Below are 23,441 nucleotides of genomic sequence, written 5' to 3'. Positions count from 1 at the left end.
TAAGGTCGCGGGTATGACGAGTGTTCGTGAGGATCTGGCGCCGTCCGGGGTGTTGCGGGCGTCCATCAATCTCGGGAATCCGGTGCTGGCGCAGGGGACGCCGGAGGAGCCGGCCGGCGTGACCGTCGATATCGCGCGGGAGCTGGCGCGGCGACTCGACGTTCCGCTCGAGCTGGTCTGCTTCGACGCGGCCCGGAAGTCCTTCGAGGCAATGACCTCCGGGCAGGCGGACATCTGTTTCCTGGCGATCGACCCCGCACGGGCCGGCGAGGTCGCGTTCACCGCGCCGTACGTCGTGATCGAAGGGGTCTTCGCCGTTCCGGCGGACTCTGCGCTGACTGCGGTCGCCGAGGTGGACAGCCCTGGTGTCCGGATCGGCGTCAAGCAGGGATCGGCGTACGACCTGTACCTGACCCGGACGCTGCAGCAGGCAACGGTTGTGCGAGGTGACGAAGGGGTCGACATCTTCCGCACCGAGGGGCTGGAGGCGACCGCCGGTATCCGGCAGCCGATCGCGCGGTTCGTTGCCGAGAACCCAGATGTCCGGCTGATCGACGAACGATTCATGGAGATCCGGCAGGCCGTCGGCACCACGAAGACGCGCACTCCCGAGACGGTTGCCTACCTCCACGGTCTGGTCGAGGAGCTCAAGGCCGACGGTTTCGTCGCCGACGCACTGGTCCGTTCCGGCCAGGCGGACGCGTCGGTCGCACCACCCGCGGCGCTTTAACGATAGCCACAGCGAGTAAGCAGGCAACTTCATGCCGTGGCAGCCGGTTCCCGCAACCTTTGGGTCTGGTCCAGACATCAAACGGTGAGTGGCTGACCGGCTGATCGATGCCGCAGGCAACATCACCGACCTGACCGTCATCGGCGCCTACCCGCTCCGATAGCAGGGCAGACGCAACCCCGGAGGTCCAGCGTGCCCCGGGCAAAAGCCCGGGGCACGCGGTGTGTTGTTTGGTCAGCCGAGGAGGTTGAGCGCCTGGACTGCGTCGCGCTCCTCGCCGAGCTCGGTGGTGCTGGCGTCGATGCGGCCGCGGGAGAAGTCGTCGATCTCGAGACCTTGGACGATCTCCCAGTTGCCGTCCTTCGTGGTGACCGGGAAGGAGGAGATCAGGCCCTCGGGGACGCCGTACGAGCCGTCGGAGACGACCGCCATCGACAGCCAGTCGCCGTCGGCCGAGCCGCGCAGCCAGTCGCGGGTGTGGTCGATGGTGGCGGCCGCGGCGGAGGCGGCCGACGACGCGCCGCGCGCCTCGATGATCGCGGCGCCGCGCTTCTGCACGGTCGGGATGAAGTCGTTCTCCAGCCAGTTCTGGTCGTTCACGACCTCGGCCGCGTTCTTGCCGGCCACCTCGGCGTGGAAGATGTCCGGGTACTGGGTCGCGGAGTGGTTGCCCCAGATCGTCATCTTCTTCAGGTCGGTGACGTGCGTACCGGTCTTCTTCGCCAGCTGGGCCAGCGCGCGGTTGTGGTCCAGCCGGGTCAGCGCGGCGAACCGCTCGGCCGGGATGTCCGGCGCGTTGCTCTTCGCGATCAGCGCGTTGGTGTTGGCCGGGTTGCCGGTGACGGTGATCCGGATGTCGTCCGCGGCGTGCTCGTTCAGCGCCTTGCCCTGGACGGTGAAGATCGCGCCGTTCGCCTCGAGCAGGTCGCCGCGCTCCATCCCCTTGGTCCGTGGCCGCGCGCCAACCAGCAGCGCGACGTTCGCACCGTCGAAGATGACGTTCGGGTCGTCGCCGATCTCCACGCCGGCCAGCGTCGGGAACGCGGAGTCGTCGAGTTCCATCACGACCCCCTCGAGCGCCTTCAGCGCCGGGGTGATCTCCAGCAGCCGCAGCTCGACCGGCGTGTTCGGCCCGAGCAGTGCGCCGCTCGCGATCCGGAACAGCAGGCTGTAGCCGATCTGACCAGCGGCCCCGGTAACGGCCACCTTCACCGGTGTAGTGCTCACGACACGCTCCTAGAACTCATCGACTGTGTGCTTCGGACGCTAGCAAGCCCCGCGCCCCAGCCCAACGCTGGGGCCGCGCGGAATAGCTCACATCCCGATGCATCATTCATCGAGCGTCCATTCGGCGTACGTCGAGGGGCCGCCGCCGTACCCGAGATTGACTCCAATTCCTGACAGGTAAGGAGACTTTCATGAAGCGAACGGTGCTGCCCCGCCGGTTCGTACCGGTAGCGGCCTCGGCTCTCGCCCTCGCCGCCTCGTTCCTCGTCCCACAGTCCCAGACCGTCGAAGCCACCCATCACCGCGACAGCTTCGTCATCGTCGGGCATCGCGGGGCCTCCGGCTACCGGCCTGAGCACACGCTGGCGTCGTACGAGCTGGCGGCGCGGATGGGAGCCGACTACATCGAGCCCGACCTGGTGACCACCAAGGACCGGGTGCTGGTCGCCCGGCACGAGCCGGAGATCGGCGGTACGACGGACGTCGCGGCGCACCCGGAGTTCGCCGGCCGGAAGAAGACGAAGCTGCTCGACGGCGTCGCGGTGACCGGCTGGTTCACCGAGGACTTCACGCTGGCCGAGCTGAGGACGCTGCGGGCCAAGGAGCGGATCCCGGCGATCCGGCAGCACAACACGGTCTTCGACGGGCACTATCAGATCCCGACCTTCCAGGAAGTGATCGACCTCAGCCGTCGCCTCAGCAAGGAACTCGGCCGCCCGATCGGGATCTACCCGGAGACCAAGCATCCGACCTACTTCCAGCAGCAGGGCCTGGCGCTCGAGCCCGAGTTGGTGAAGGTCCTGGACCGCAACGGCCTCAACCGCAAGGACGCCAAGGTGTTCGTGCAGTCCTTCGAGGTGTCGAACCTCAAGGCCCTGCACAAGCAACTCCGTGTCCCGCTGGTCCAGCTGACGAGCTCCGCCGGAGCGCCGTACGACTTCGTCGCTGCGGGTGACAAGCGCACGTACGCCGACATCGTCAGCGCGTCCGGTCTCCGCGAGGTCGCGAAGTACGCCTACGGCCTCGGTCCCTCGAAGGACCAGATCATCCCGCTCGACGCGGCCGGCAAGCTCGGTCAGCCGACCAGCCTGGTCGCCGACGCGCATCGGGCCGGCCTGGTCGTCCACCCGTACACGTTCCGGGTCGAGAACTCCTTCCTCCCGGCCGAGTTCGACAGCTCCGCGGTGCAGACCGACTCGGGCAATCTGTTCGGCGAGATCGCGGCGTACCGGAAGGCCGGGGTCGACGGGCTGTTCACCGACAACACCGACATCGCGGTGGCGCAGGAGGCTGAGGCCCGCTAGCTGAAAGGATGGGCGGGTGGAACACAGGGTCGGCTCCGGGATCGCCAGCGTCGAGGCAGCGGCCGACGGCACGTTCGTGCTGCGGGTCGACGGATCCCTGCAGTCTCAGGTCGACCTTGCGGATCCCGCCCATCTGTCGTTCGAGTACATGCGCCGGATCGGCGACGTCGTCGACGCGGTTGCGCCCCGGCGTCAGCCGGTCGCCGTCGTGCACGTGGGCGGCGCGGCGCTCAGCCTGCCGCGGTACGTCGCCACGACGCGCCCCCGCTCGCGGCAGATCGTCCTCGAACCCGACGAGGACCTGACCGAGTTCGTCCGCGAGGTGCTGCCGCTGCCGAAGCGCTCCGGCATCAAGGTGCGCGGCGTCACCGGCCGGGCCGGGATCACCGAGCTGTACGACGACTCGATGGACCTGCTGATCCTGGACGCGTTCGAGCACGAGGCCGTCCCGGCGAACCTGGTCACCACCGAGTTCTTCACCGAATGCGCCCGCGTCCTGCGGCCCACCGGCGTACTGGTCGCGAACCTGATCGACGGAACCGCCGGCCTGCCGTTCATCCGTCGTACGGCGGCGACCGTGCGGGCCGTGATCGGAGACGGTGTCGTGCTCGCGGAGCGGAAGATCCTGCGGGGCAAGGGATTCGGGAACGTCATCCTGGTCGCGTCGCCCCAGCCCGTCCCCGACCTGACCACGGCCGGCGGCCGGGCCCAGCCGCCGTACGACGTGATGCCGCTGAGCGAGCTAGCCGGGAAGGCGGCGCCGCTGAGTGATGCCGAAGGGTTCGTCACGCCGCAGGCGCCGCCCGCAGTCTTCCGGAGCTGAGCCGGTCGAGGGTGCCGGCGAACGCGGCGCGCTCCTCCGCCGTCGCGCCGAGCGCGCGGACGAGTTGGTCGAGGCGGTCGCGCTGAGCCAGCCGCGTGCCGCGGAGCCACGCCTGGATGGTGGCCCGGGGGATGCCGGTGAGCCGCGCCAGGGTCCGTAGCGATCGCGGCCCGGCGAGAGCGGTCAGGGCTGCGCCGAGGTGCTCGGGTGTCTGTGCTGTTCGCAGTAGCTCGCTCACGTCCTGGGGATCGCGGCTCGCGGCCTCCCAGTGCCGTCGCCACAGCGGGAGCAGCTCGTCCGGCACACCGCAACCGGTCAGGAACGCGGTCGTCACGTCCCAGGACGGCAACTGCCGGCCGCTGGTCGCGCGGACCAGGTGCGCGTGTGAGTAGTGCGCGTGATCGGCAAGCTCTCGATAGGTCAGGCCGGCCTGCCGCCGGACGCGCTGCAGGGCGCTCGCGAATGCTTCCAGGTCCATGGCGACCTCCTCGCGATCAAACATAATTCAACATGAACAAACAAATCAAGTGACAGTAGTCAAGTTACGATTGGCCAATGTCCGTCGCGAGGGTTGCCGCACTGACCTACTACCCCGTCAAAGGGCTCTCCGGGGTGTCCGTGGATCAGGTCGAGGTGGGGCCGGCCGGACTGCGGAACGACCGGAGCTTCATGCTCGTCGAGCCCGACGGCACGTTCCTCAGTCAACGCAGCCTGCCCATGATGGCAGCACTGCGCGCGGAGCTCGCTGGCGATGTCATCCGGCTATCCGGCCCCGGCGCCCCGGACCTCGAGATCCCGATCCAGTACGACGGCAAGCGGCGCGACGTCAGCCTGTTCGGCAAATGGTTCGGGCTGGGTGTCGTCCAGGACCCGGCCGCGGACGAGTGGTTCACCGAGCGGCTCGGCAAGCCGGCCGCGCTGGTCCGGGTGACGCCCGAGCACGATCGGCCCGGCTGGGGTGTGCATCGCGGCCAGACCGGGTTCGGCGACGCGCACGCGCTGATGATCACGTCCCTGTCGTCGCTGGACGGGCTGAACGAGCGGATCGTCGAGCGAGGTGGCGACGCCATCCCGATGAACCGCTTCCGCCCGAACATCGTCGTGGCCGGCTGGCCGGAACCGCATACCGAGGACAAGGTCCTGCGGATGTCCGCGGGCTCGGTCGAGATCGGCTACTCGGCCCGCTCGATCCGCTGCGCGGTTCCGACCGTCGACCAGTCGACCGGCGAGAAACGTGGTCCCGAGCCGACCCGGACGCTCGCGTCGTACCGGCGGCAGCCCGACTACGGCGGCGGGGTCAGCTTCGGTATGAAGGCCGCGGTGCTTGCCGAAGGCACCCTTCACGTCGGCGACGAGATCCGCGTGCACGAATGGATCCCGGCCGGCCCCGACCCGGCCCCGAACCGCCGCTAGCCCGCGGACTTGAGCTCAGCAGGCGACGCGGGCGCGGCCGGTGACAGCCTTATAGGTGCAGGTGTCGAACGTCTTGCCGGCCGGCGTCTGGAACCGGGCGGTGTCGCCGGTGTTGTTCCAGATGTAGTTGCCCTGGTTCCAGTACAGAGTCTGCGCGCGGTTGCGGTTCTTGCCGGTGCGGACGATCGCCGTCGTCCGGCCGGCCAGAACGTAGCCGCGCGGGAAGACGAAGACGTGGTTCGCGACGTCCAGCACACGGAACCCGGACAGGTTGATGGGCCTGCTGCTGATGTTGCGAATCGTGAAGAACTCCTGGTTCAGCTGCGCGTTGGTGCGGTAGTCCGGACCGGGCGGGTCGTACTGGATCCCGCTCAGCACGACCGTGATCGCCGCCGACGCGGACAACGGTGCGACCACCGCCGCGGCGACGGTCACCGCGGCAGCGGCGAAGCCGGAAACGAGCAGGCTGAAGCGTCGTGCGAACAAAAGATTCCCCCTGGGCAGTGGGCCCGAATTCCCCCCGGGCCCGATCAACATGGCTGCCGGTTCCCCCCGGCCGTCGCACGGTAGTCGTCACGCTGCGTGCTCGTCAAGGGCTCAACCAACCGTTGTCGCGACCCCGTGGTCGAGTAGTGCGACGCGGGCGGTCAGGCCGGCTTCGTGGAAGGCTTTGAGGAACTGGTCCGGGCCCTCGGTGAAGTGGGCCCAGCCCTCGGTGTGGACGGGGACGATGGTCGCGGAGCCGAGGAGGCGTGCGGCCTCGACCGCGGACTCCGAGGTCAGCGTGAGCGCCGCGCCGTCGAGCAGCGTGGTCCGGGCGCCACCGGCGAAGAGGACCGCCACGTCGATCGGCGCGTAGCGATCGGCGATCTCCTTGACCAGGCCGATCGACGCGTTGTCGCCGGACACGTACACGGTCGGCAGGTCCTCGCCGCTCAACACGAATCCGGTCACGACACCGAGTACCGCCTCGGCACCCTCCGGTCCGTGCAGCGCGGGTACGCCGGTCACCGTGACGACGCCGCCATCCGGACGCGGCAGGTCGATGGACTCCCAGTTCTCCAACGCTCGTACGCCGGGAATCCGGGTGGCCGCCCCTGGGGTCGACAGCACCGTCGGGACCGACGGGAGCAGGGCGCGGCCCGCGTCGTCGAGGTTGTCCTTGTGCTGGTCGTGCGAGAGCAGGACGACGTCGACCGGACCGAGCTCCGCGGCCGGGATCGCCGGGCCGGTCAGCTTGGTCATCACCCGGCCGGGCAGCTGGTAGTCCCGGGGTTCGTCGAAGGCGGGGTCGGTCAGGAACGTCAGCCCACCGAGGCTGATGACGGCGGTCGGGCCGCCGATGTGCGTGATCTTCATGTCCACGATCCTCGGTTCCGGCGCGCCGATCCACCATTGGCCCGCGAGCCACAGTTCCTGAAGATCGGGCCATACTGGTCCCATGCGCACAGTCGCCGTCCTCGCGTACGACGGGATCAGTCCGTTCCACCTGTCCGTGCCCTGCTTGGTCCTCGGCGATCGCCACGGTCCGCCGAGTCAGTACGACGTACTCGTCTGTGCCGAGGAGCCGGGATCGCTGCGGACGAACGCCGGCTTCGGGGTCACCGTCGATCGCGGGCTCGACGTGATGGACGAGGCGGATGTGGTGGTGCTGCCGAGTTGGCATCCCGGTCGCGAGCCGTCCGCCGTACTGATCGACGCGATCCGCCGGGCGCACGCGCGGGGAGCGACTGTGGTCGGTCTGTGTATTGGGGCGTTCCTGGTCGCGGCGAGTGGGATCGCGGACGGGCGGGAGGTGGTGACGCATTGGCGGTGGGCGGACGAGTTGCAAGCACGGCATCCGGAGCTCACGGTCCGGGCCGACGTGCTGTGGTCGGATCTGGGTGACCTCATCACGTCCGCGGGTACGGCGGCGTCGCTCGACTGCTGTCTGCACCTCGTCCGGACGCACCACGGGGTCGAGGTGGCCGAGCGGTTGGCCCGGGACATCGTGGTCGCGCCGCATCGCAGTGGTTCGCAGGCGCAGTACATCCCGGTTCCGGTGCCGCCCGATCCCAGCGACGACGTGATCGAGAAGGCGATGGTGTGGGCTCGCGCGCGGCTCGATCAGCCCGTGACACTGGACGAATGGGCGACTGCGGTCGCGTTGTCGCGGCGTACGTTCACTCGGCAGTTTCGCGCGCGGACCGGGATCTCCGGGCAGGCGTGGTTGCTGCGCCAGCGGCTGGACCGGGCCCGGTTGTTGCTGGAGACGACCGACCATCCGGTCGAGCGGGTCGCCGGCGAGAGCGGGTTCGGCAGCAGCGCGGCGCTGCGGCACCACTTCCACGCGCTGCTGGGCACGACGCCGCAGCGGCACCGGCAGGAGTTCGGCGCGCTATAGCAGCAGGAGCAGCATGTAGACGGCCGGGGCCGCGAAGGTGATCAGGAGGATCCAGGCGATCATCCGGTGCCGGGGCTTGTCGCGGTCGAGCGAGGACGCGAAGTACAGGACGGCGCCTTCCTCGGTGTGCCGGCTCAAGCCCATCTTGCGGGCCTCCTCCGGGCGCGGATCCGGCCGCTCGTCCGCCAACGCGTCCGGCGGAATCCCGAAGTGCGCGGGGAGAGCCGGATCCAGATCATCACGTTCCCCGAACATCCAGCCTCCGCAGGTAGGTGGACCATGAGCTGTCCCCCCATGGTCGCACCAACCCTGCGCGAAAGTCCGCCGGTCTTACGAGAAGTCAGCCACCCAGGCGACGCGCGTCGGCTTGGAGCCTAGGCAGATGCCGAGCAGGTTGAGACCACCCTTGCAGTACTTCGCGGTGTCTCTGCCCACTCCCAAGGTCGTGAGGCCGCAGTTCAGCACCGTGCTCCTGCTCTGGGTCATCATCTGGTTGAAGGCCTGCTGAGCGCTCCAGTTGTCGCCGCCCGCTGTCGACACCGACCCGCTGAAGCTGTTGGTCGACCCGGACTCGGCACGGTTGCCGGCGTCGGCGCGCGCACCGTTTGTCAGACCGGGGTCCTGCTCGAGACGTGCGCAACCGTTGTTCACGCGGGCGTTGTCGATCAGGTTGAACAGCTGCAGCTCATCGGGGTTCATCCCGCCGTCCGCGACAGGCGGCGGCGGTGGGGCGGTGGTGGTTGGCGGGGTGGTCGGCCGCTTGGTGCTGACCGTGCGGTCCGGGGAGGTTGGGCCTGTGGTTGGTTCTGTGGTTTTGCGGCCCCCGGTGGGGGTTGCGGTCGGGTCGTCCGTCGGGCCGGCGGTGGACGGGGTTTCGGTGGGGGTGGCCGAGTCCGTCGGGGTTGGGGTTGGCGTCGCTGTCGGGGTCGCCGTGGGTGGGGTGCTGGGGTGGGTGGTCGGGGGAGCGACCACGGGCTTGGTGGTCGGCGTGATGTAGGTGTCGTCGGTGCGCGTGACGATCGGGACCGAGGCGTCGGCCGGGTCGTTCTGCGGCTGGTGCAGGAGGATCCACGAGATCGGCGTGATGACCAGTACCACGGACGCCATCGCGATCACCGTCCGGCGGGTCCGCGCCGACTTCCCGGCCGCCGCCGACCTCGCGGCCGCGCGCGATCCACCGCGCCCGGGCCCGGAAGGCCCACGCCCGCCGGAACCAGAACCGCCGCCGGACCCACCACGACCACCCGCGCGACTACCAGAGCCGCCCGTCGAACCTGCAGCCGAACCAGTCGTCAGACCAGCAGCCGTCCGGCCGCCGGTCGAGGCCGCCGCGGTCGCCGACTCAGCACCGGCGATCCCGGTGCCGGCAGCGGTGCCGAGCCCAGCGGACCAAGCATCACCCGAGGAACCCGAGGTCCGGCCGTCGCCTGTCGAGGCCGACCTACTGTCGAGGCCGGACGCGTCGGCCGTGCCCGCAGCGGCTAGGGCAGACGCAGCACCAGCAGTCGGGCTGTCAAGCGAGGCCCAGTCGTCGCTCACACCACCGAGTCGCGAGCTCCGACCGTCAGCCGCGTTATCAGCACGACGCGACGACCACGTCCCAGCCGTGTCGCCCAGGCCGGCGGTCTCCGGCGTACTGGCGCGGCGAGAGGACCAGGTGCCGGCGGTGTCGCCGAGGCCTGCGGTTCGTGCGTCGCCGAGGCCGGAGCTCTGCGGGTCGGGCGTACCGGCGCGGCGCGAGGACCAGGTGCCGGCGGTTTCGCCGAGGCCTGCTGGGGCGTCCGCGTCGGCTGATCCCCGGCTTCGGCGGCCGGCGGCTCGGCGGCCCGGGCGGGGGGCCTGCTTGGGCTCGGTGCCGGCGATGGATTGAGCGACCCAGGAGGGGCTGCCGCCGGCGGGGCGGGAGCGGGCGCCCAGGCCGGAGTCCGCGTCCGGTGGGGTGTAGCTGGGGATGGACGGTCGCGGCGCGTACTGCGGTGTGGCCGGGCGGGACTGGGCGTCGGCCCAGAACGGGGACTCGTTGGCGGCGCCCGCGGACTGTGCGGTCGCCCAGAACGGGGACTCGTCACTGCCGCGAGGTGCGTACCTGGGTGGTTCGGGCGGGGCCGGTGGCGGGGTTTCCGCCGCAGGGGTGGACCGGTTGCCGGACCGCGACGAGCGCGAGGCGGCGCGGGTCGCCTTCCTGCGTGGCTTGTACCGGCTGCTGCCGGAGTCGGACATTATTTCGTTGTTCCCTTCACTGTCTCGCCCCCAAGACGTGCCTCGTCATTCGTCTCACCGGAGCCCCCCAGGACGGTCCGGCGACATGACAAGGACGGATCTACCCGCAGTGACCGACCATGAACCGGCCGGACATTGTGGCCGTGAGACAACATCTCCGCCACACTCGGTGTGTTCGGCACAATGACAATCTCGAAGGCTCATCGGGCGCATCCACTCAACTGCGCCCGAAGTCCTGGACCCAGCTGCCCGGTCCCCAGTCCGGCTTGACCTGGCCGGGGTCGTAGCCGATGCCGATCGAGGTGAACCGGCAGTTCAGGATGTTCTTGCGGTGGCCGTCGCTCTGCATCCAGGCCGCGACGACCTTCTGTGCGGTGTCGTACCCGGCGGCGATGTTCTCGCCCCAGCTGGAACCGCGGTACCCGGCGGCCGCCATCCGGTCGCCCGGATCCTGCCCGTCGGGGTTCGTGTGGTCCATGTAGTGGCGACGGACCATGTCCGACGCCTGCTTCCCGGCCGCCTTGACCAGCGCGCTGTCCAGCCGGAGCGGGCCGCAGCCCTGCTGCTCACGGATCTGGTTCGTGTAGTCGAGCACCTGGCGCTCCTGCGCGCTGGTGCCGCCACCACTGGTCGGCGGCTGCGTGGTGTCCCTCGGCGTCGGCTCGGTGGTCCGCGTCGTCGTCGGCGTACTGCGCGACGGCTTCGGCTTCGTCCTGGTGCTGTTCGGGGTCCGCTGCGCCGTCGGCGTCACGGTCGGCACGCCGCCGGTCGGGACCGGGGTGGTGACGACACTCGTGGGGGTGTTGCGCGGGGTGCCGCTGGTGGCCGGGGTGCCCGATGTGGACGTGGACGCCGCCGACCCGAGGGCCGGCGTACCGACGATGGAAGTGACCACGCCGTTCGGCAAAGTCTTCGTCACAGTGGCACCGGGTACGGCGGAGGTCGTGGTGCCGTCGACCTCAGACGGGGCGGAGTCGTTGCGTGTGTCCTCGGAGACGTTCAGCACCTTGGCCGCGTCGTCCACGGTCGAGTGGTCGCGAGACATCAGCCAGACCACCGGGCCGATGGCGAGCAGCACGGACAGCGCGCTGACGGTCGGGCCGATCAGGCCACGACTGCGTCGGGGAGCGCGTCGGCTGCCGCGGTGTCGCCGGGGGGTAGGCGAATCCGTCATGGGTGGGCGAATCCTCTTCGTTTTCGTCGTACCGAGCGCTTCTTCGTCGTTCCCCGTGGTTGCTGCCAGGTCCCCCCTGGTCACCGAACAGCGACCTTAACCGATGGGTAAGGTCACTGTTACAGGTACACGACGGCTCTTAACGTTCCCCGAAGGTTTTCCGCCAACGATTGACGAACACTGCTGGTACGGCGGTCAGCCGCCGAAGTCCTGCACCCAACTGCCGTTGCCCCACTCGGGCTTCACCTGGCCGCTGTCGTAGCCGATGCCGATCATCGTGTAGGTGCAGTTGAGGATGTTCTGGCGGTGGCCCGGGCTGTTCATCCAGCCCTTCACGACCGCCGCGGCACTGGAGTAGCCGACGGCAATGTTCTCGGCCATCGCGCCGCCCTTGAATCCGGCCGCCTTCATCCGGTCGAACGGGCTGCGGCCGTCCAGGCTGTCGTGCGCGAAGAAGTGCTCGTCGACCATGTCGGCCGCGTGTGCCTCGGCCGCCTTCGTCAGTGCGCTGTTCATCCGCAGCGGCCCACAACCGGACTTGGCGCGCTCTTGGTTGGTCAGGTCAAGCACCTGCGCCTCGGCGGTGCCCGACCCACCGGAAGGGTTGCTCGGCTTCGGTGGCGGGGTGGCGGTGTGGCTCGGCTTCGGCGACGGCTTCGGGGTCCGTGTGCCGCCCCGGCTCGGCGCCGTACTCGATCGGGTCGGTGTCGGCGTCGGGCTCTTCGTCTTCGACCGGGTGGGTGTCGGCGTCGGCGTCGTACGGCGAGGTGTGGACGACGGAGTGGTCGGACGGATCGGGGTCACCGGGGTCGACAGCGGGGCGTCGTCGGATGCCGAGGTGACCGACGTCACCGGGCTCGCCTGGCTGGTGACCTGACGCCCGCCGGTGTCACGCAGGACGAACCATCCGATGCCCGCCGACAGGACCAAGGCCGACAGCGAAGCGATGAGAGGTCCGGCCACCCCACTACCAAGTGACCGCTTGTGGTTCGTCATGGTGAGCAGCCTTGCCCAGGTCGGCGCTTGCGCACTCCCGGGCCGGGCCGCACTTCACGAACCTTTGACTATCTCAGCCGTTTGAAACGCCTGCGTGTCAGCGTGAGCGCGCGATGACGATGTCCGCGACGACCTTCCAGCCCAGGCTGCGATACAGCCGCAGGCCGTCGATCGACGCGATCAGGATGCCGCGCTTGGCGCCCTGGGCCGCGGCCGTCTCGACCAGCGAGGCCATCACGGCACTACCGAGACCGCGCCGCCGGTGCGCCGGGTCGGTCTCGATCCGGTCCGCGACGGCGTCCTCGCCGACCACGGCCATCCGTCCGCTCGACACGACACCGCCGTGCAACGTCGCGCGGGTGATGATCAGGTCGGACTCGAGCTCGGTGTGCAGGGCATAGCGCTCATGCAGTTTCAGGGCCGGCTGCTCCGACAGCTGGATCGTCATCAGCCAGTCCTGGTCCTGCTGGACCTCGAGACCGAGATCCTCGAGCTGCTCGATCCGGGCTTCCTTGTCGTCGGTGGCCAGCGTGATCCAGCCGGCCCCGCGACCGCCGCCGCCGGCCTGCGCCAGCTCGGCGGCACGCTCGACTCGTTCGGGTTTGTCATCGGCATCCAGAACGACGTACTCCGTCGGGCGGTTCTCCTCACCCGCACGGACGGTCAGAATGCCGTCGTTGTCGTCCTCCACGGTGGTCCAGCCCCTCGAAACCGACCACCCGGCCTGCCAGCGGCGGACGAGCTCCTCACGATCTCTCACCCGTCGATTCAAGCAGCCGGATCGCGCCACGGCGAGGGGAACTTGTGTCGTCTGTCACCAACTGGCCGTATTCCGTCGCTTCCAAGGGGTCACCACGACCGCTCCCGTCCGCCGCAACCCCCAGGCCCCGCCAAACCACTTTCAGGGGTCAACCCCTCAAGCGGTGGGTTGCGGACCCGTATTTTCGGGGGCCAACCCACCAGGTCGGGGGTCGACCCCTGAAAGGGGGACGTGCGGTCAGGGCCGCGGGTCGGTGGCGAGCAGGTCGAAGCCGAGCATGTCCAGGAACTCGCCGTCGCGCCGTGGCGAGGCCTGTCGCTCGGTGCTCACCGCGGTGAAGCCGTTGACCTCGGCAACATGCGCCGACGCGGTGTTGCCCTCGGCAGCGAACAGCACCAGCCGGCGCCGGCCCAGACCGCCGTCGGCGACCGGCCGGAACGCGTGCTCGATCACCAGCCCGACCGCGGTCGACATCACCTTGCGGCCGCGCGCATCGGGGTGCAGCCAGTAGCCGATCTCGCCCATCGTCTTGTCGATCCGGTTGTTCAGATCGAAGACACTCACGCACCCGAGCAGCTGATCCGAGGCCGCATCGGCGCCTGACCGGGGCGGTGGGGTGGGTGCGTAGGTAATAGCCCACGACACTCCTTCGCCGGCTGCGAGGTTGTCCAGACGGCTCCGCATGAACCCTTCGGCGTCGCTCAGCTGGTACGGCGACGGCATGCCGGCCAGCCAGTACTGCGTCCGCTCGTCGTTGCACGCCTCCGTGATCCGCGGTGCGTCCGCCGGCCGGAACGCACGCAACCGGATCCCGCCGCCCTCGAGCTCCGGCACCGACCACCAGTTGCCCTGCGGCTCGAGCTCGTCGTCGCGGCCGATCGTGGCGATCCACTCGTCCCGCCGGACGTCTCGCGCCAGCCCACCACCCGGTACGACGACCACGCCGCGGAACCCGCATTTCCACGCGACCCGGCGCGACGCGTAGTTGCCGGTGAACGCCCGCCAGATCACCCGGTCCCAGCCGAAGACGTCGAACGCGTGCCGCACGACCAGCTTGACCGCCCGCGTCATCACCCCGGCGCCCCGGGCCCAGGGCGCGACCGAGAACCCGATCTCACCGACCCCGCCCTGCCCGTCGTGCAGGTCGACGGTGCCGCTGAAGCGACCGTCGTACTCGATCGCCCAGGCCCAGGAGCCACCGTCCCGCCAGCCCATCGGCACGATCTCGGTCACGAAGTTCACCGCGTTCTGGCGGTCGTAGGGCACCGGGATGGTGGTCCAGCGCTGCATCTCCGGGTCCTGGCACATGTCGTAGACGCACTCGATGTCGTCGTTCGTGTGCGCACGCAGGGTCACCACCCCGTCGGTCAGGACCGGAACGTCCTCGGGAAATCGCATGCTTCAGGGTGACGCGGTGCCACCGGCGAGGCAACGTCATTTCCCTGACAGCGGCCGGTTTCGACACTAGGCTGTGGACGTGAACGCAGCCGGAACGGAGCCGTCGCGGGGCCGGGGTGGGCAGCTGGCCGCCCAGCGGCAGGCCACGATCGTTGCCGAGGTCAACAGTCGCGGCGCGATCACGGTCGCCGAGCTGGTCGATCGGTTCGGGGTGTCGGACATGACGATCCGGCGCGACCTGGACGCGCTCGACTCCAGCGGGCTGCTGCACAAGGTGCACGGCGGCGCCACGTCGGTCGGGCTGCGCAGTGCGCACGAGCCCGGGTTCGACGCCAAGCTGACGCAGGAGTCCGCGGCCAAGCAGGCGATCGCGGCCGAGGCGGCCGGCCGGGTCCAGCCGGACAGTGCGATCGGGATCGGTGCCGGTACGACGACGTACGCGCTGGCTCGTCAGTTGCTGCGGGTGGAGAACTTGACAGTTGTCACGAACTCGGCGCGGATCGCGGATGTGTTCCACGGCAACAGCCGCTCGGATCGCACGGTGGTCCTGATCGGCGGCATCCGCACTCCTTCGGACGCGTTGGTCGGCCCGATCGCCACCGCCGCGCTGGCCTCGCTGCATCTGGATCTGTTGTTCCTCGGCGCGCACGGCGTCGACGCCGAGCACGGACTGAGTACGCCTAACCTGATGGAAGCCGAGACCAACCGGTCCTTCATCGCCGCGAGCCGCGAGGTGGTCGTGGTCGCGGACCACACCAAGTGGGGAACGGTCGGGTTGAGCACGTTCGCCACCTGGGCCGACCTCGACGTCATCGTCACCGACAACGGCCTGTCCACCGCCGCCCGCAAAGCCATGCGGGACACGGGATGCGAGCTCGTCATCGCCACCTAGGTGAGGCGGGACGCGCCGGCTGAAGGGGTTGCCGCGAGGGCGCTGGGTGGGGTGAAACCGTGCTCCGCAAAGGCTTTCTCGATCGCCGCGAGGACGGACTCGGCCGCGTCCGCCGCGACCAGCGCGATGATGCAGCCGCCGAAGCCGCCGCCGGTCATCCGGGCGCCGAGCGCACCGGCCTCGAGCGCGGTGTCGACCGCGACGTCCAGCTCGGGCACGGTGATCTCGAAGTCGTCCCGCAACGACGCGTGCGACGCGGTGAACAACGGCCCGACCTCCTGCAGCCGACCGGCCCGCATCAACGCCACCGCGTCCTCGACCCGGCGGATCTCGGTGACCACGTGCCGCACCCTTCGCCGTACGACGTCGTCGCTCAACCGGGCGAGTGCGTCGTCGAGGTCGTCGTACGCGATCGACCGCAGGGCCGGTACGCCGAGCTCGGCCGCGGCCTGCTCACAGCTCTTCCGGCGGGCGGCGTACTCGCCGTCGACGTGCCGGTGGGGCGCCTTCACGTCGACCACCAGCAGCGCGAGGTCGTCGGCCGCCGGGTCGAACGGGATCTGGTCGGTGGACATCGCGCGGATATCGAAGTACAGGGCATGACCGGCGGTGCAGCACATCGACGCCATCTGGTCCATCAGGCCGACCGGGGCGCCGACGTACTGGTTCTCGGCGCGCTGGGCGAGCCGCGCGACCTCGGCGGGGTCGACCTCGATGCCACGCAGGCCGAGCAGGGCGACGGAGGTCGCGCAGAGGAGTGCCGCGGACGACGAGAGGCCGGCGCCGGACGGCAGGTCGGAGTCGACCAGCAGGTTGGCGCCTCCGATCGCGTAGCCGGACTCGCGCAGTATCCAGGCCGCACCGGCCGGGTACGCCGCCCAGTCACTGACGGAGCCCGGAGTCAGTTCGTCGATGGCGAACTCGGTGATTCCCTTGTGCCCGCTGGACGCGACCGCGATCCGGCCGTCGTCGCGCTGCGAGGCGGTCACCACGATCCGGTTCGGCAGGGCGATCGGCAAGACCAGGCCGTCGTTGTAGTCGGTGTGCTCGCCGATCAGGTTGACCCGGCCGGGAGCGCTCCAACTGCCGTCCGGCGCCGTACCGAAAACGTCCTGGAAACTCACGAACCCACCTTCCGCAGGGTCTCGGCCACGTCCTCGGGCCGGGTGTCGCTGATGAACGCGCCCATCCCGGACTCCGAGCCGGCCAGGTACTTGATCTTGTCCGCGGCCCGGCGGATCGACAACACCTCGAGATGGAGGTAGCCGAGCTCGCGGTCGATCCGGACCGGGGCCTGGTGCCAGGCCGCGATGTAGGGCAGCGGATCGCCGTACAGGCCGTCGAGTCGTTGGAGTACGTCGAGGTACAGCTCGGCGAAGTCGTCGCGCTCGCCGACCGACAACTCGTCGATGCCGAAGACCTGGCGGTGCGGGTAGAGGTGCACCTCGACCGGCCAGCGGGCGGCCTCGGGCACGAACGCGGTCCAGTTGCCGTTCGCGGCGATCACCCGGCTGCCCTCCTTCCGCTCGGCGGCCAGGACGTCGGTGAACAGGTTGCTGCCGGCAACTTCCTGGTGCTGCCGGGCCCGCGCCATCAGGGTGCGCATCCGCGGCGGCAGGAACGGGAAGGCGTAGATCTGGCCGTGCGGGTGGCTGAGCGTCACGCCGATCTCACGGCCGCGGTTCTCGAACGGGAAGACCAGCTCGACGTCGTCGCGGGCGCCCAGCTCGGCGGTCCGGTCGGCCCAGGTGTCGACCACCAGCCGGGCCTGGCCCTGGGACAGGTGCGTGAACGACTGGTTGTGGTCGCTGGTGAAGCAGACCACCTCGGTTCGGCCCGGGCCGGCGAAGGAGGGGAACCGGTTCTCGAACACGGCGACGTTGTAGTCGTGGTCCGGGATCTCGGTCGGGTTGCCCGGCTTGCTCGCGCACAGCGGGCACTGGTCGGCCGGCGGCAGGTAGGTTCGGGTGTTGCGGTGGGTCGCGTAGGTGATCACATCACCGGTCAGCGGATCGGTCCGCAGCTCGACCTGTGGTTGCGGGGCGGGCAGTCCGCGGGTGTCATCGAGCGGCACCCGGGCCGGCGCGTCGGCCGGGTCGTAGTAGATCAGCTCGCGTCCGTCGGACAGTCTGGTGTCGGTCCGGCGTACCCCGCGCGGTGTCTTCATCGTTTGACCCTCCCGGCCGTACGACATGGACGGCCAGGAATCATCGTAAACCAACAAACTCGAACATGCAGCATGATACGGGCCACCGCTAGGCTTACTGGATGGACGACTACGCCCAACGCACGCCCTCTCGACGTACGACGAGAGGGCGTTAGGAACTCCGAACCATGAACGAAACCCTGCTCAACATCGTCCTGATCCTGGTCTTCGTGCTGATCGGCGGGGTCTTCGCCGCGGCCGAGATGGCGCTGGTCTCGCTGCGCGAGAGCCAGCTCAAGTCGCTGTCGCACCGCGGCCGGCGCGGCGAGATCGTGGCCAAGGTGGCCGCCAACCCGAACCGGTTCCTGTCCGCCGTCCAGATCGGCGTGACCCTGATGGGCTTCCTGTCCGCCGCCTTCGGTGGCGCGACGCTCGCCGACGGCCTGTCCCCGCACCTGCAGAAGCTGGGCCTGCCCGAGTCGGTGGCCAACACGGTCGCCCTCGTGCTGATCACGATCTGCATCTCCTACGTCTCGATCGTGATCGGCGAGCTCGCGGCCAAGCGGCTCGCGCTGCAGCGGGCCGAGACGTTCGCGCTCGGCCTGGCGCCGCTGGTCGACAAGATCGCGTCCGGGGCCCGCCCGGTCATCTGGCTGCTGTCCAGGTCGACCGACCTGGTGGTCCGCGCCCTCGGCGGCGACCCGAACGCGAACCGCGAGGTGATGTCCGACGAGGAGCTGCGCGACCTGGTCTCCGCGCACGAGTCGCTCGGCGAGGAGGAGCGCCGGATCGTCGACGACGTGTTCGAGGCCGGCGGGCGGCAGCTCCGCGAGCTGATGCTGCCGCGCACCGAGGTGGACTTCGTCGACGCGGAGATGCCGGCGTACAAGGCGGTCAAGTTCGCCGCCGAGCGGCCGCACTCGCGGTACCCGGTGATGAACGGCTCGGCCGACGACATCGTCGGCTTCGTGCACGTCCGGGACCTGTTCGACCCGGCGGTCGCGTCCCGCTCGGTCCGGGTCGGCGACCTGGCCCGCGAGGTGCTGATGCTGCCGGACACCGCGAAGCTGCTGCCCACGCTGACCGAGATGCGCCGGGTGTCGACCCACCTGGCCATCGTCCTGGACGAGTACGGCGGTACGGCGGGCATCGTCACGCTGGAGGACCTGGTCGAGGAACTGATCGGCGACATCAAGGACGAGTACGACGAGGAGTCCGGCGAGACCACCCGGTTGCGCAGCGGCGACATCGAAGTCGACGGTCTGCTCAACCTCGACGACTTCGCCGACGAGACCGGCGTCGAGCTGCCTGACGGCCCCTACGAAACCGTCGGCGGCTTCCTCGCCGCCCAGCTCGGCAAGGTGCCGTCGACCGGTGACGAGGCCCGGGTCGACGGTCACACGCTCACCGTCATCGAGATGGACGGCCGCCGGGTCGCCCGGGTCCGGATCCATCGCATCAAACCGTCAGGGGAGGAGCCGGTTCCGGTCGAGGAGCCAGCACCTGCCGCCGACTGAGGATGACCAGGCCGCCGACGACGTAGCCGAGGCCCTGGAAGACCAGGACGGGGATGATGCCGACGGCGTCGCCGAGGAAGCCGGCCGAGGTGATGCCGACCAGGACGGCCACGGACTCGGTGGCGGTGATCGCGCCGAAGATGCGGCCGCGGGTGCCGTCCTGGGTGAGGTTCTGGAACACCGTCATCATGCCGGCGACCGTGAAGGCTCCAGGCAGTCCGACGACGATCATGCAGACGAAGGCCGGGATCAGGCTGTCCGAGATCAGCGGGTAGCAGAACAGCGTCAGGTCGACCAGGCCGAAGAAGAACGCGCCGACACCCCACATTGTTGCTGCAGGCAACCGTGACCCGATCGCCGCGGCGACCAGGCCGCCGACGATGCCGCCGATCGCCTGCGACGAGACGATCAGGCCGTACGCCGTACCGTCACCACCCAGCTCGGAGCTGACGAAGGGTGCGAACAGCGTGCTCATGATCCCTTCGCCGACACCGGTGACGAGGCAGAAGACGAACAACAGCCGCATCGCCTGGCCCGCGACGCACAGCCGCAGACCTTCGGTCCACTCGGCCCGCAGGCGGCGGATCGCCCCGCCGGCCTCCTCGGCCGCGGTCGCTTCGTCGTGCTGGGGTGTCGAGCCGCGGCGGTGCCGCATGCCGGCGATCAGTACGACGGCAATCAAGAAGGTGCCCGCATCGGCCAACGCGAGCAGGGTGAGACCACCGAGCGCCGCGAGCACACCGCCGAGGGCGGCGCCGACCAACCGGGCGATGTCGCGGATCTGCCCGTTCAAGGCGTTGGCCGTCACCAGTTGCTCGGAGTCGACCAGCACCGGTACCAACGACTGCTCGGCCGGGCTGAAGAACTGCTGCAAACAGCTCTGCGCGAGGACGACGCCGTACACGATCCAGATCGCGCTCTCGTCGCGGACGGCGAGCAACGGCAGCAGCACCAGCGCGTTGAGCACGTTCGTCACGATCATTGTCGTCCGCCGGTCCCAGCGATCGACGAAGACCCCGGCCAGCGAACCGAGCACGACCGGCGGCACGAACGATGCCAGCAGCAGCCCGCCGGACGCCAGCGTGGATCCGGTCAGCACGTACACCTGGAACGCGAGCCCGGTCCGCAGCAGCCAGTCGCCGATCAGCGAGATCAGCCCGGCGCTCAGCATCAGCCGGTAGTCGCGCTGCCGTGCGAGGACGCCCCACAAGTCCTTCATCACTGCTCCTCAGGTGTGATGGTGACGATCTGCGTGATCGAGACATGGCGGCTGCCCGGCGGGCGGGTGGACTTGTCGTCGATCGGCCGCTCGTCGACGTACCGCTGCAGCAAGGCGTCGATCTGGGTGACGAGCTCGGACAGTTCCTCGGCGGTCAGGTAGAACCCGCTCTGCCCGATGCCCGAGTTGTCCCGCCAGACCGCGTCCTCGGTCGTGCGTTCCTGCTGCCATTGGCTGAGGCGCTCCAACGCCCGCTCTGCCAGCAGTTGCTCGAGGACGTCGGCTGCCGCCGCACCCTCGGGAGTCGTGGCGGCGTCGCGCCACGACTGCGAGGTCGACACCAGCCGCCACGGCCGCTCCCGGTTGTCCTTGCCCGGCGCCGGTTCGACGAAGTCGTACTTCGCCAGCTGCCGCAGGTGATGCGAAGCGAGCGCCTGGCTGATGCCGAGCCGCCGGGCCGCGTCGGCCGCGGTCATCGGTCCTTCCCGCCCGAGCAGCGACTGCAGGTCCAGCCGGACCGGATGGGCCATCGCCCGAATAGCCAGCGGATCGGCCAGCAACCGCGTCCGCCGCGGATCCTTCTCCAAAGACATGCTTGGAATATGCGCCGCGATGAATCAGATGTCAAGCCGTTGCTTGGAATGTCAGCCGGTCTGTTCGCGGATCCACTCGAGGGCGTCCTCGGCGTGGGCCAGGACGGAGATGTGGCCGAGGCCGGGACGGAGGTCGAGGCCGGCGGTCCGCAGGTGATCGGCCAGCCAGCGGCCGTGGGAGCTGGGGATGATGCCGTCGTCGGTGCCGTGGACGAGGAGGGTCGGAGCGGTGATCGTGGCCGGGTCGCAGCCCCAGGGCACTACATAAGAACAGTCGTCGTCGATCAGCCCGTCCGGACCGTTCGGCATCGACTTCTCACCCGCGACCGACCCCAGCCAGCCCCACGGCCCGTCGAACATGGCCAGGTCCGCCTCGGTGAACTCGGGGTCGTACTCCACTCCCGACGTCTCGTAGCGCTCCTTCGCCGAACGCCCCGCGGCCGCGGCCCGGAGTGACGCCAGTCCGGACGGGATCATCCCGTCGTACCAGTCGAGACCTTCGGCGTCGTACGGCGCGATGGCCGCGAAGGTGGTGACGGCCTCGATCCGCTCGCCGAGGACCGCGGCCGAGCCGAGGGCGTACGAGCCGCCGCCCGAGTAGCCCATCAGCGCGAAGGTGCCGACGTCGAGTGCGTCCACGACTGTGGTCAGATCGGCCGCGACCGAGGCCATCGTGCGTCCGGGTGCCGGCGTCGAACCGCCGTATCCGGGCCGGTCGAACGAGACCCAGCGGATGCCCAGCCAGTCGCCGGCTTCGAACAGCGGCTCCGGCGGGACGCCCAGGTTCGGCGTGCCGTGGTGCCAGACCACCGTCAGCCGGGCGGTGTCGCCGGGCGCGCTGTCGTACACGTGCAGGGTCCGGCCGTCCGCCAACTGGAGGTCCGTCTCGTCCATATCGCTCACCTTAGGTTCGTCGGGGTCTTGGCGAGCGGTACGTCGGAGGCCCGCGGACGGAGTCGACATTCCGGGCGAAGTTTTGGCCGGAGGTGAAATGTCGAGTCCTGCCGGCCGCCTCCGACCTCTGCTGCGAAGATCCACTCAGACTCCGAAAGGAACCAGTCATGAAGTACCTGCTGCTCATCCACAGCAACCCGATCACCTGGGGACACCCGTCGTTCCTGTACACCGACGAGGGCCGGGCGCTGCCGAAGAAGGCCCGCGATGCCCTGGAGGCTCAGCTCAACAGCCTTCTCGACGAGTTGGACACCTCCGGTGAGCTGGTCACGGCCGTGCCGCTCGAGCCGCCGTCGAGCACTCGGGTCGTCCGGGTTCGCAAGGGCGTCCGGGCGACCACCGACGGCCCGTACTCCGAGGCCAAGGAGCAACTCGCCGGCGTCTTCCTCATCGATGTCGCCACCCCTGAGCGGGCCGAGGAGATCGCAGCGACCATCCCGGAGGCTCAGTTCGTCGCGGTGGAGGTCCGCCCGGCCTCGGTCTTCGACTAACTGACCAGCCGGGTGTGGTTGGGCCCGGTCGCGAGGGCGGGGTCGAGGGCGCCGAGGGCCAGCCAGGTGGCGCCACCGACCCCGTCCCTGGCGGTCAGGACCTCACCGGAGAAGTGCTGATGGATGGCCTCCCGGATCAGCCGGCCGACCGGTGAGGCTTCGCCCGCGACACTGCCCGCGAGCACCATCGGACCTTTGTCCGACGTTGTCCTGAGCCGGCCGACTGTCGCTGTGAGCAGTTCGGCTGCGCGTTTCACCAGAGCGCGTGCCGTCTCGTCGTCCTGCTCGTACGCCGCCACCACGGTCCGTGCCAACTCTGCGAGCAGGACCGGTGGCCGGCTGTTCACTGTGCGGATCAAATCGTCACGCAGTACGTCGTATCCCTCGCGCAGCGCGATCGCGTGCTCATCCCGATCCGGCAGGATCGCCTGTACGACGGACTGCCCGAGCAGGCCGAGTGGTTCGCCCAGATCCAGTGCGAGCAGCACACTGCGCACTGCCTCCCGGCCGAGCCAGAATCCGGACCCGTCGTCACCGAGCAGCCAGCCGTGCCCGTCGGCGGTCCGCACCAGCTGGTGGTTGCGCATCAGACCGGCGTTGCTCCCGGTCCCCGCGATCAGCACGGTCCCGTCCGGTTCCGCCGTACCGGAGGCGAAGGCCACCTCGAGATCGCCGATGAAGTCGGGCTTGACGGTCAGACCTACGCCGGACCAGGCGGCGTCGAACTGTGCTGCCACGTCGGGCCGCGCCAGCGCCGAGCCGCCGGCGACACCGACCACCGCTGCTTTGACCGCGGTCGGGTCCAGTCCGGCCAGTGCCGCGTGAAGCGCCTGACCGAAGTTGGCCGCCGCACTTGCGGGATGACTGGTCGGGTTTCCGCCTGCGGCGGCACCTCGGCCGACTACGTTGCCGTCAGGGTCCGCGATCACGATCCGGGTGGAGGTGCCGCCGAGGTCGCCGCCCAGCACCAGTGCGGTAGCTGGCATCAAGACCACTGGGTCGGCAGGTTCCGGCAGCGGGCGTTCGACGGACATACGCAATGCTCCAAACTGCTCAAAAGAGCCTCTTAGCAAGCACAAGAGAACAAGGTCACGCAACGGTTCCGATCCGGCGAGAAGGGTGAGATGAGCCTTGACTTTAGCTGCCAGGTAAGAAAAGTTCTGTCCAGCAAACCGCAAACTTGCGCACTTGTCGGCACCAG

25 protein-coding genes are annotated in these 23,441 nt (G+C 69.4%); 9 read left to right on the top strand and 16 right to left on the bottom strand.

Annotated elements, in window-relative coordinates; genetic code table 11:
* Nucleotides 1–13 precede the first annotated feature (13 nt).
* A complete protein-coding gene (locus tag OG876_RS06735) occupies nt 14–730 on the top strand; it encodes a transporter substrate-binding domain-containing protein (RefSeq protein ID WP_328523905.1) in 717 nt (238 codons plus the stop codon).
* Between the two features lie 234 nt (nt 731–964).
* On the opposite strand, the gene OG876_RS06730 is transcribed toward OG876_RS06735, so the two are convergent.
* Entirely contained in the window at nt 965–1,957 is a 993-nt protein-coding gene (locus tag OG876_RS06730; protein ID WP_328523904.1) for a malate dehydrogenase, read from the bottom strand.
* Between the two features lie 191 nt (nt 1,958–2,148).
* On the opposite strand from OG876_RS06730, the gene OG876_RS06725 reads away from it, so the two are divergent.
* Both OG876_RS06725 and OG876_RS06720 read left to right on the top strand, forming a co-directional pair.
* Complete coding sequence (locus OG876_RS06725; RefSeq protein ID WP_328523903.1) at nt 2,149–3,261, top strand: glycerophosphodiester phosphodiesterase; 1,113 nt, start codon at nt 2,149–2,151, stop codon at nt 3,259–3,261.
* Between the two features lie 16 nt (nt 3,262–3,277).
* Entirely contained in the window at nt 3,278–4,084 is an 807-nt protein-coding gene (locus tag OG876_RS06720; RefSeq protein ID WP_328523902.1) for a spermidine synthase, read from the top strand.
* On the opposite strand, the gene OG876_RS06715 is transcribed toward OG876_RS06720, so the two are convergent.
* A complete protein-coding gene (locus OG876_RS06715; protein ID WP_328523901.1) occupies nt 4,047–4,562 on the bottom strand; it encodes a helix-turn-helix transcriptional regulator in 516 nt (171 codons plus the stop codon). The two genes, OG876_RS06720 and OG876_RS06715, sit on opposite strands and share 38 nt — an antisense overlap.
* A 77-nt stretch (nt 4,563–4,639) precedes the next feature.
* Between OG876_RS06715 and OG876_RS06710 the strand changes: the two genes are divergently transcribed.
* Nucleotides 4,640–5,497, top strand: coding sequence for an MOSC domain-containing protein (locus OG876_RS06710; RefSeq protein WP_328523900.1), 858 nt, complete (start codon nt 4,640–4,642; stop codon nt 5,495–5,497).
* A gap of 15 nt (nt 5,498–5,512) precedes the next feature.
* Here the strand turns inward: OG876_RS06710 and OG876_RS06705 are convergent, their stop codons facing one another.
* Entirely contained in the window at nt 5,513–5,983 is a 471-nt protein-coding gene (locus OG876_RS06705; RefSeq protein WP_328523899.1) for a lamin tail domain-containing protein, read from the bottom strand.
* A gap of 111 nt (nt 5,984–6,094) precedes the next feature.
* Nucleotides 6,095–6,856, bottom strand: coding sequence for an MBL fold metallo-hydrolase (locus tag OG876_RS06700; RefSeq protein WP_328523898.1), 762 nt, complete (start codon nt 6,854–6,856; stop codon nt 6,095–6,097).
* Between the two features lie 82 nt (nt 6,857–6,938).
* On the opposite strand from OG876_RS06700, the gene OG876_RS06695 reads away from it, so the two are divergent.
* Nucleotides 6,939–7,880 carry a GlxA family transcriptional regulator gene (locus tag OG876_RS06695; protein WP_328523897.1) on the top strand — a complete coding sequence of 314 codons (942 nt, stop codon included), beginning with the start codon at nt 6,939–6,941 and terminating at the stop codon, nt 7,878–7,880.
* Here the strand turns inward: OG876_RS06695 and OG876_RS06690 are convergent.
* From OG876_RS06690 to OG876_RS06675, 4 genes are all read right to left on the bottom strand, one after another.
* Nucleotides 7,875–8,135, bottom strand: coding sequence for a hypothetical protein (locus tag OG876_RS06690; RefSeq protein ID WP_328523896.1), 261 nt, complete (start codon nt 8,133–8,135; stop codon nt 7,875–7,877). The genes OG876_RS06695 and OG876_RS06690 overlap by 6 nt on opposite strands.
* Nucleotides 8,136–8,210: 75 nt before the next feature.
* Nucleotides 8,211–10,100, bottom strand: coding sequence for a hypothetical protein (locus OG876_RS06685; RefSeq protein ID WP_328523895.1), 1,890 nt, complete (start codon nt 10,098–10,100; stop codon nt 8,211–8,213).
* A gap of 217 nt (nt 10,101–10,317) precedes the next feature.
* The gene (locus OG876_RS06680; protein WP_328523894.1) at nt 10,318–11,274 is read right to left on the bottom strand and encodes a CAP domain-containing protein; all 957 of its coding nucleotides are present in this window, start codon (nt 11,272–11,274) and stop codon (nt 10,318–10,320) included.
* Between the two features lie 195 nt (nt 11,275–11,469).
* Nucleotides 11,470–11,844: a CAP domain-containing protein gene (locus OG876_RS06675; RefSeq protein ID WP_328523893.1), complete on the bottom strand. Its 375-nt coding sequence runs from the start codon at nt 11,842–11,844 to the stop codon at nt 11,470–11,472.
* Between the two features lie 13 nt (nt 11,845–11,857).
* On the opposite strand from OG876_RS06675, the gene OG876_RS06670 reads away from it, so the two are divergent.
* On the top strand, nt 11,858–12,151 hold the full coding sequence (locus tag OG876_RS06670) for a hypothetical protein (protein WP_328523892.1): 294 nt from the start codon (nt 11,858–11,860) through the stop codon (nt 12,149–12,151).
* Nucleotides 12,152–12,367: 216 nt separating this feature from the next.
* Here the strand turns inward: OG876_RS06670 and OG876_RS06665 are convergent, their stop codons facing one another.
* Both OG876_RS06665 and OG876_RS06660 read right to left on the bottom strand, forming a co-directional pair.
* Complete coding sequence (locus OG876_RS06665; protein WP_328523891.1) at nt 12,368–13,030, bottom strand: GNAT family N-acetyltransferase; 663 nt, start codon at nt 13,028–13,030, stop codon at nt 12,368–12,370.
* Nucleotides 13,031–13,267: 237 nt separating this feature from the next.
* Nucleotides 13,268–14,428, bottom strand: a complete 1,161-nt coding sequence (locus OG876_RS06660) for a GNAT family N-acetyltransferase (RefSeq protein ID WP_328523890.1) — start codon at nt 14,426–14,428, stop codon at nt 13,268–13,270.
* A gap of 79 nt (nt 14,429–14,507) precedes the next feature.
* Here OG876_RS06660 and OG876_RS06655 point away from each other — a divergent pair, with 79 nt between their 5' ends.
* Entirely contained in the window at nt 14,508–15,320 is an 813-nt protein-coding gene (locus OG876_RS06655; RefSeq protein ID WP_328523889.1) for a DeoR/GlpR family DNA-binding transcription regulator, read from the top strand.
* On the opposite strand, the gene galK is transcribed toward OG876_RS06655, so the two are convergent.
* Nucleotides 15,317–16,444, bottom strand: coding sequence for a galactokinase (gene galK / locus OG876_RS06650; protein ID WP_328523888.1), 1,128 nt, complete (start codon nt 16,442–16,444; stop codon nt 15,317–15,319). The genes OG876_RS06655 and galK overlap by 4 nt on opposite strands.
* Nucleotides 16,441–17,487: a galactose-1-phosphate uridylyltransferase gene (gene galT, locus OG876_RS06645; protein WP_328523887.1), complete on the bottom strand. Its 1,047-nt coding sequence runs from the start codon at nt 17,485–17,487 to the stop codon at nt 16,441–16,443. The genes galK and galT overlap by 4 nt, the downstream gene beginning before the upstream one ends.
* Before the next feature lie 167 nt (nt 17,488–17,654).
* Between galT and OG876_RS06640 the strand changes: the two genes are divergently transcribed.
* On the top strand, nt 17,655–18,983 hold the full coding sequence (locus tag OG876_RS06640; RefSeq protein ID WP_328523886.1) for a hemolysin family protein: 1,329 nt from the start codon (nt 17,655–17,657) through the stop codon (nt 18,981–18,983).
* Here OG876_RS06640 and OG876_RS06635 read toward each other — a convergent pair.
* The 3 genes from OG876_RS06635 to OG876_RS06625 are packed head-to-tail and all read right to left on the bottom strand — an operon-like array spanning nt 18,925 to nt 21,689.
* Complete coding sequence (locus tag OG876_RS06635) at nt 18,925–20,202, bottom strand: MFS transporter (protein WP_328523885.1); 1,278 nt, start codon at nt 20,200–20,202, stop codon at nt 18,925–18,927. The two genes, OG876_RS06640 and OG876_RS06635, sit on opposite strands and share 59 nt — an antisense overlap.
* Nucleotides 20,202–20,795: an ArsR/SmtB family transcription factor gene (locus OG876_RS06630; RefSeq protein WP_328523884.1), complete on the bottom strand. Its 594-nt coding sequence runs from the start codon at nt 20,793–20,795 to the stop codon at nt 20,202–20,204. Before OG876_RS06630 ends, OG876_RS06635 begins: the two co-directional genes overlap by 1 nt.
* 51 nt (nt 20,796–20,846) lie before the next feature.
* Nucleotides 20,847–21,689 carry an alpha/beta fold hydrolase gene (locus tag OG876_RS06625; protein WP_328523883.1) on the bottom strand — a complete coding sequence of 281 codons (843 nt, stop codon included), beginning with the start codon at nt 21,687–21,689 and terminating at the stop codon, nt 20,847–20,849.
* A gap of 167 nt (nt 21,690–21,856) precedes the next feature.
* Between OG876_RS06625 and OG876_RS06620 the strand changes: the two genes are divergently transcribed.
* Nucleotides 21,857–22,240, top strand: coding sequence for a YciI family protein (locus OG876_RS06620; protein ID WP_328523882.1), 384 nt, complete (start codon nt 21,857–21,859; stop codon nt 22,238–22,240).
* Here OG876_RS06620 and OG876_RS06615 read toward each other — a convergent pair.
* Entirely contained in the window at nt 22,237–23,226 is a 990-nt protein-coding gene (locus OG876_RS06615; protein WP_328523881.1) for an N-acetylglucosamine kinase, read from the bottom strand. The two genes, OG876_RS06620 and OG876_RS06615, sit on opposite strands and share 4 nt — an antisense overlap.
* Nucleotides 23,227–23,441 lie beyond the last annotated feature (215 nt).

Source organism: Kribbella sp. NBC_00359, assembly GCF_036097425.1.
Classification (GTDB): domain Bacteria; phylum Actinomycetota; class Actinomycetes; order Propionibacteriales; family Kribbellaceae; genus Kribbella.
The sequence above is the reverse complement of the archived record's forward strand: the minus strand, read 5'-3'. Positions and strand labels throughout refer to the sequence as shown.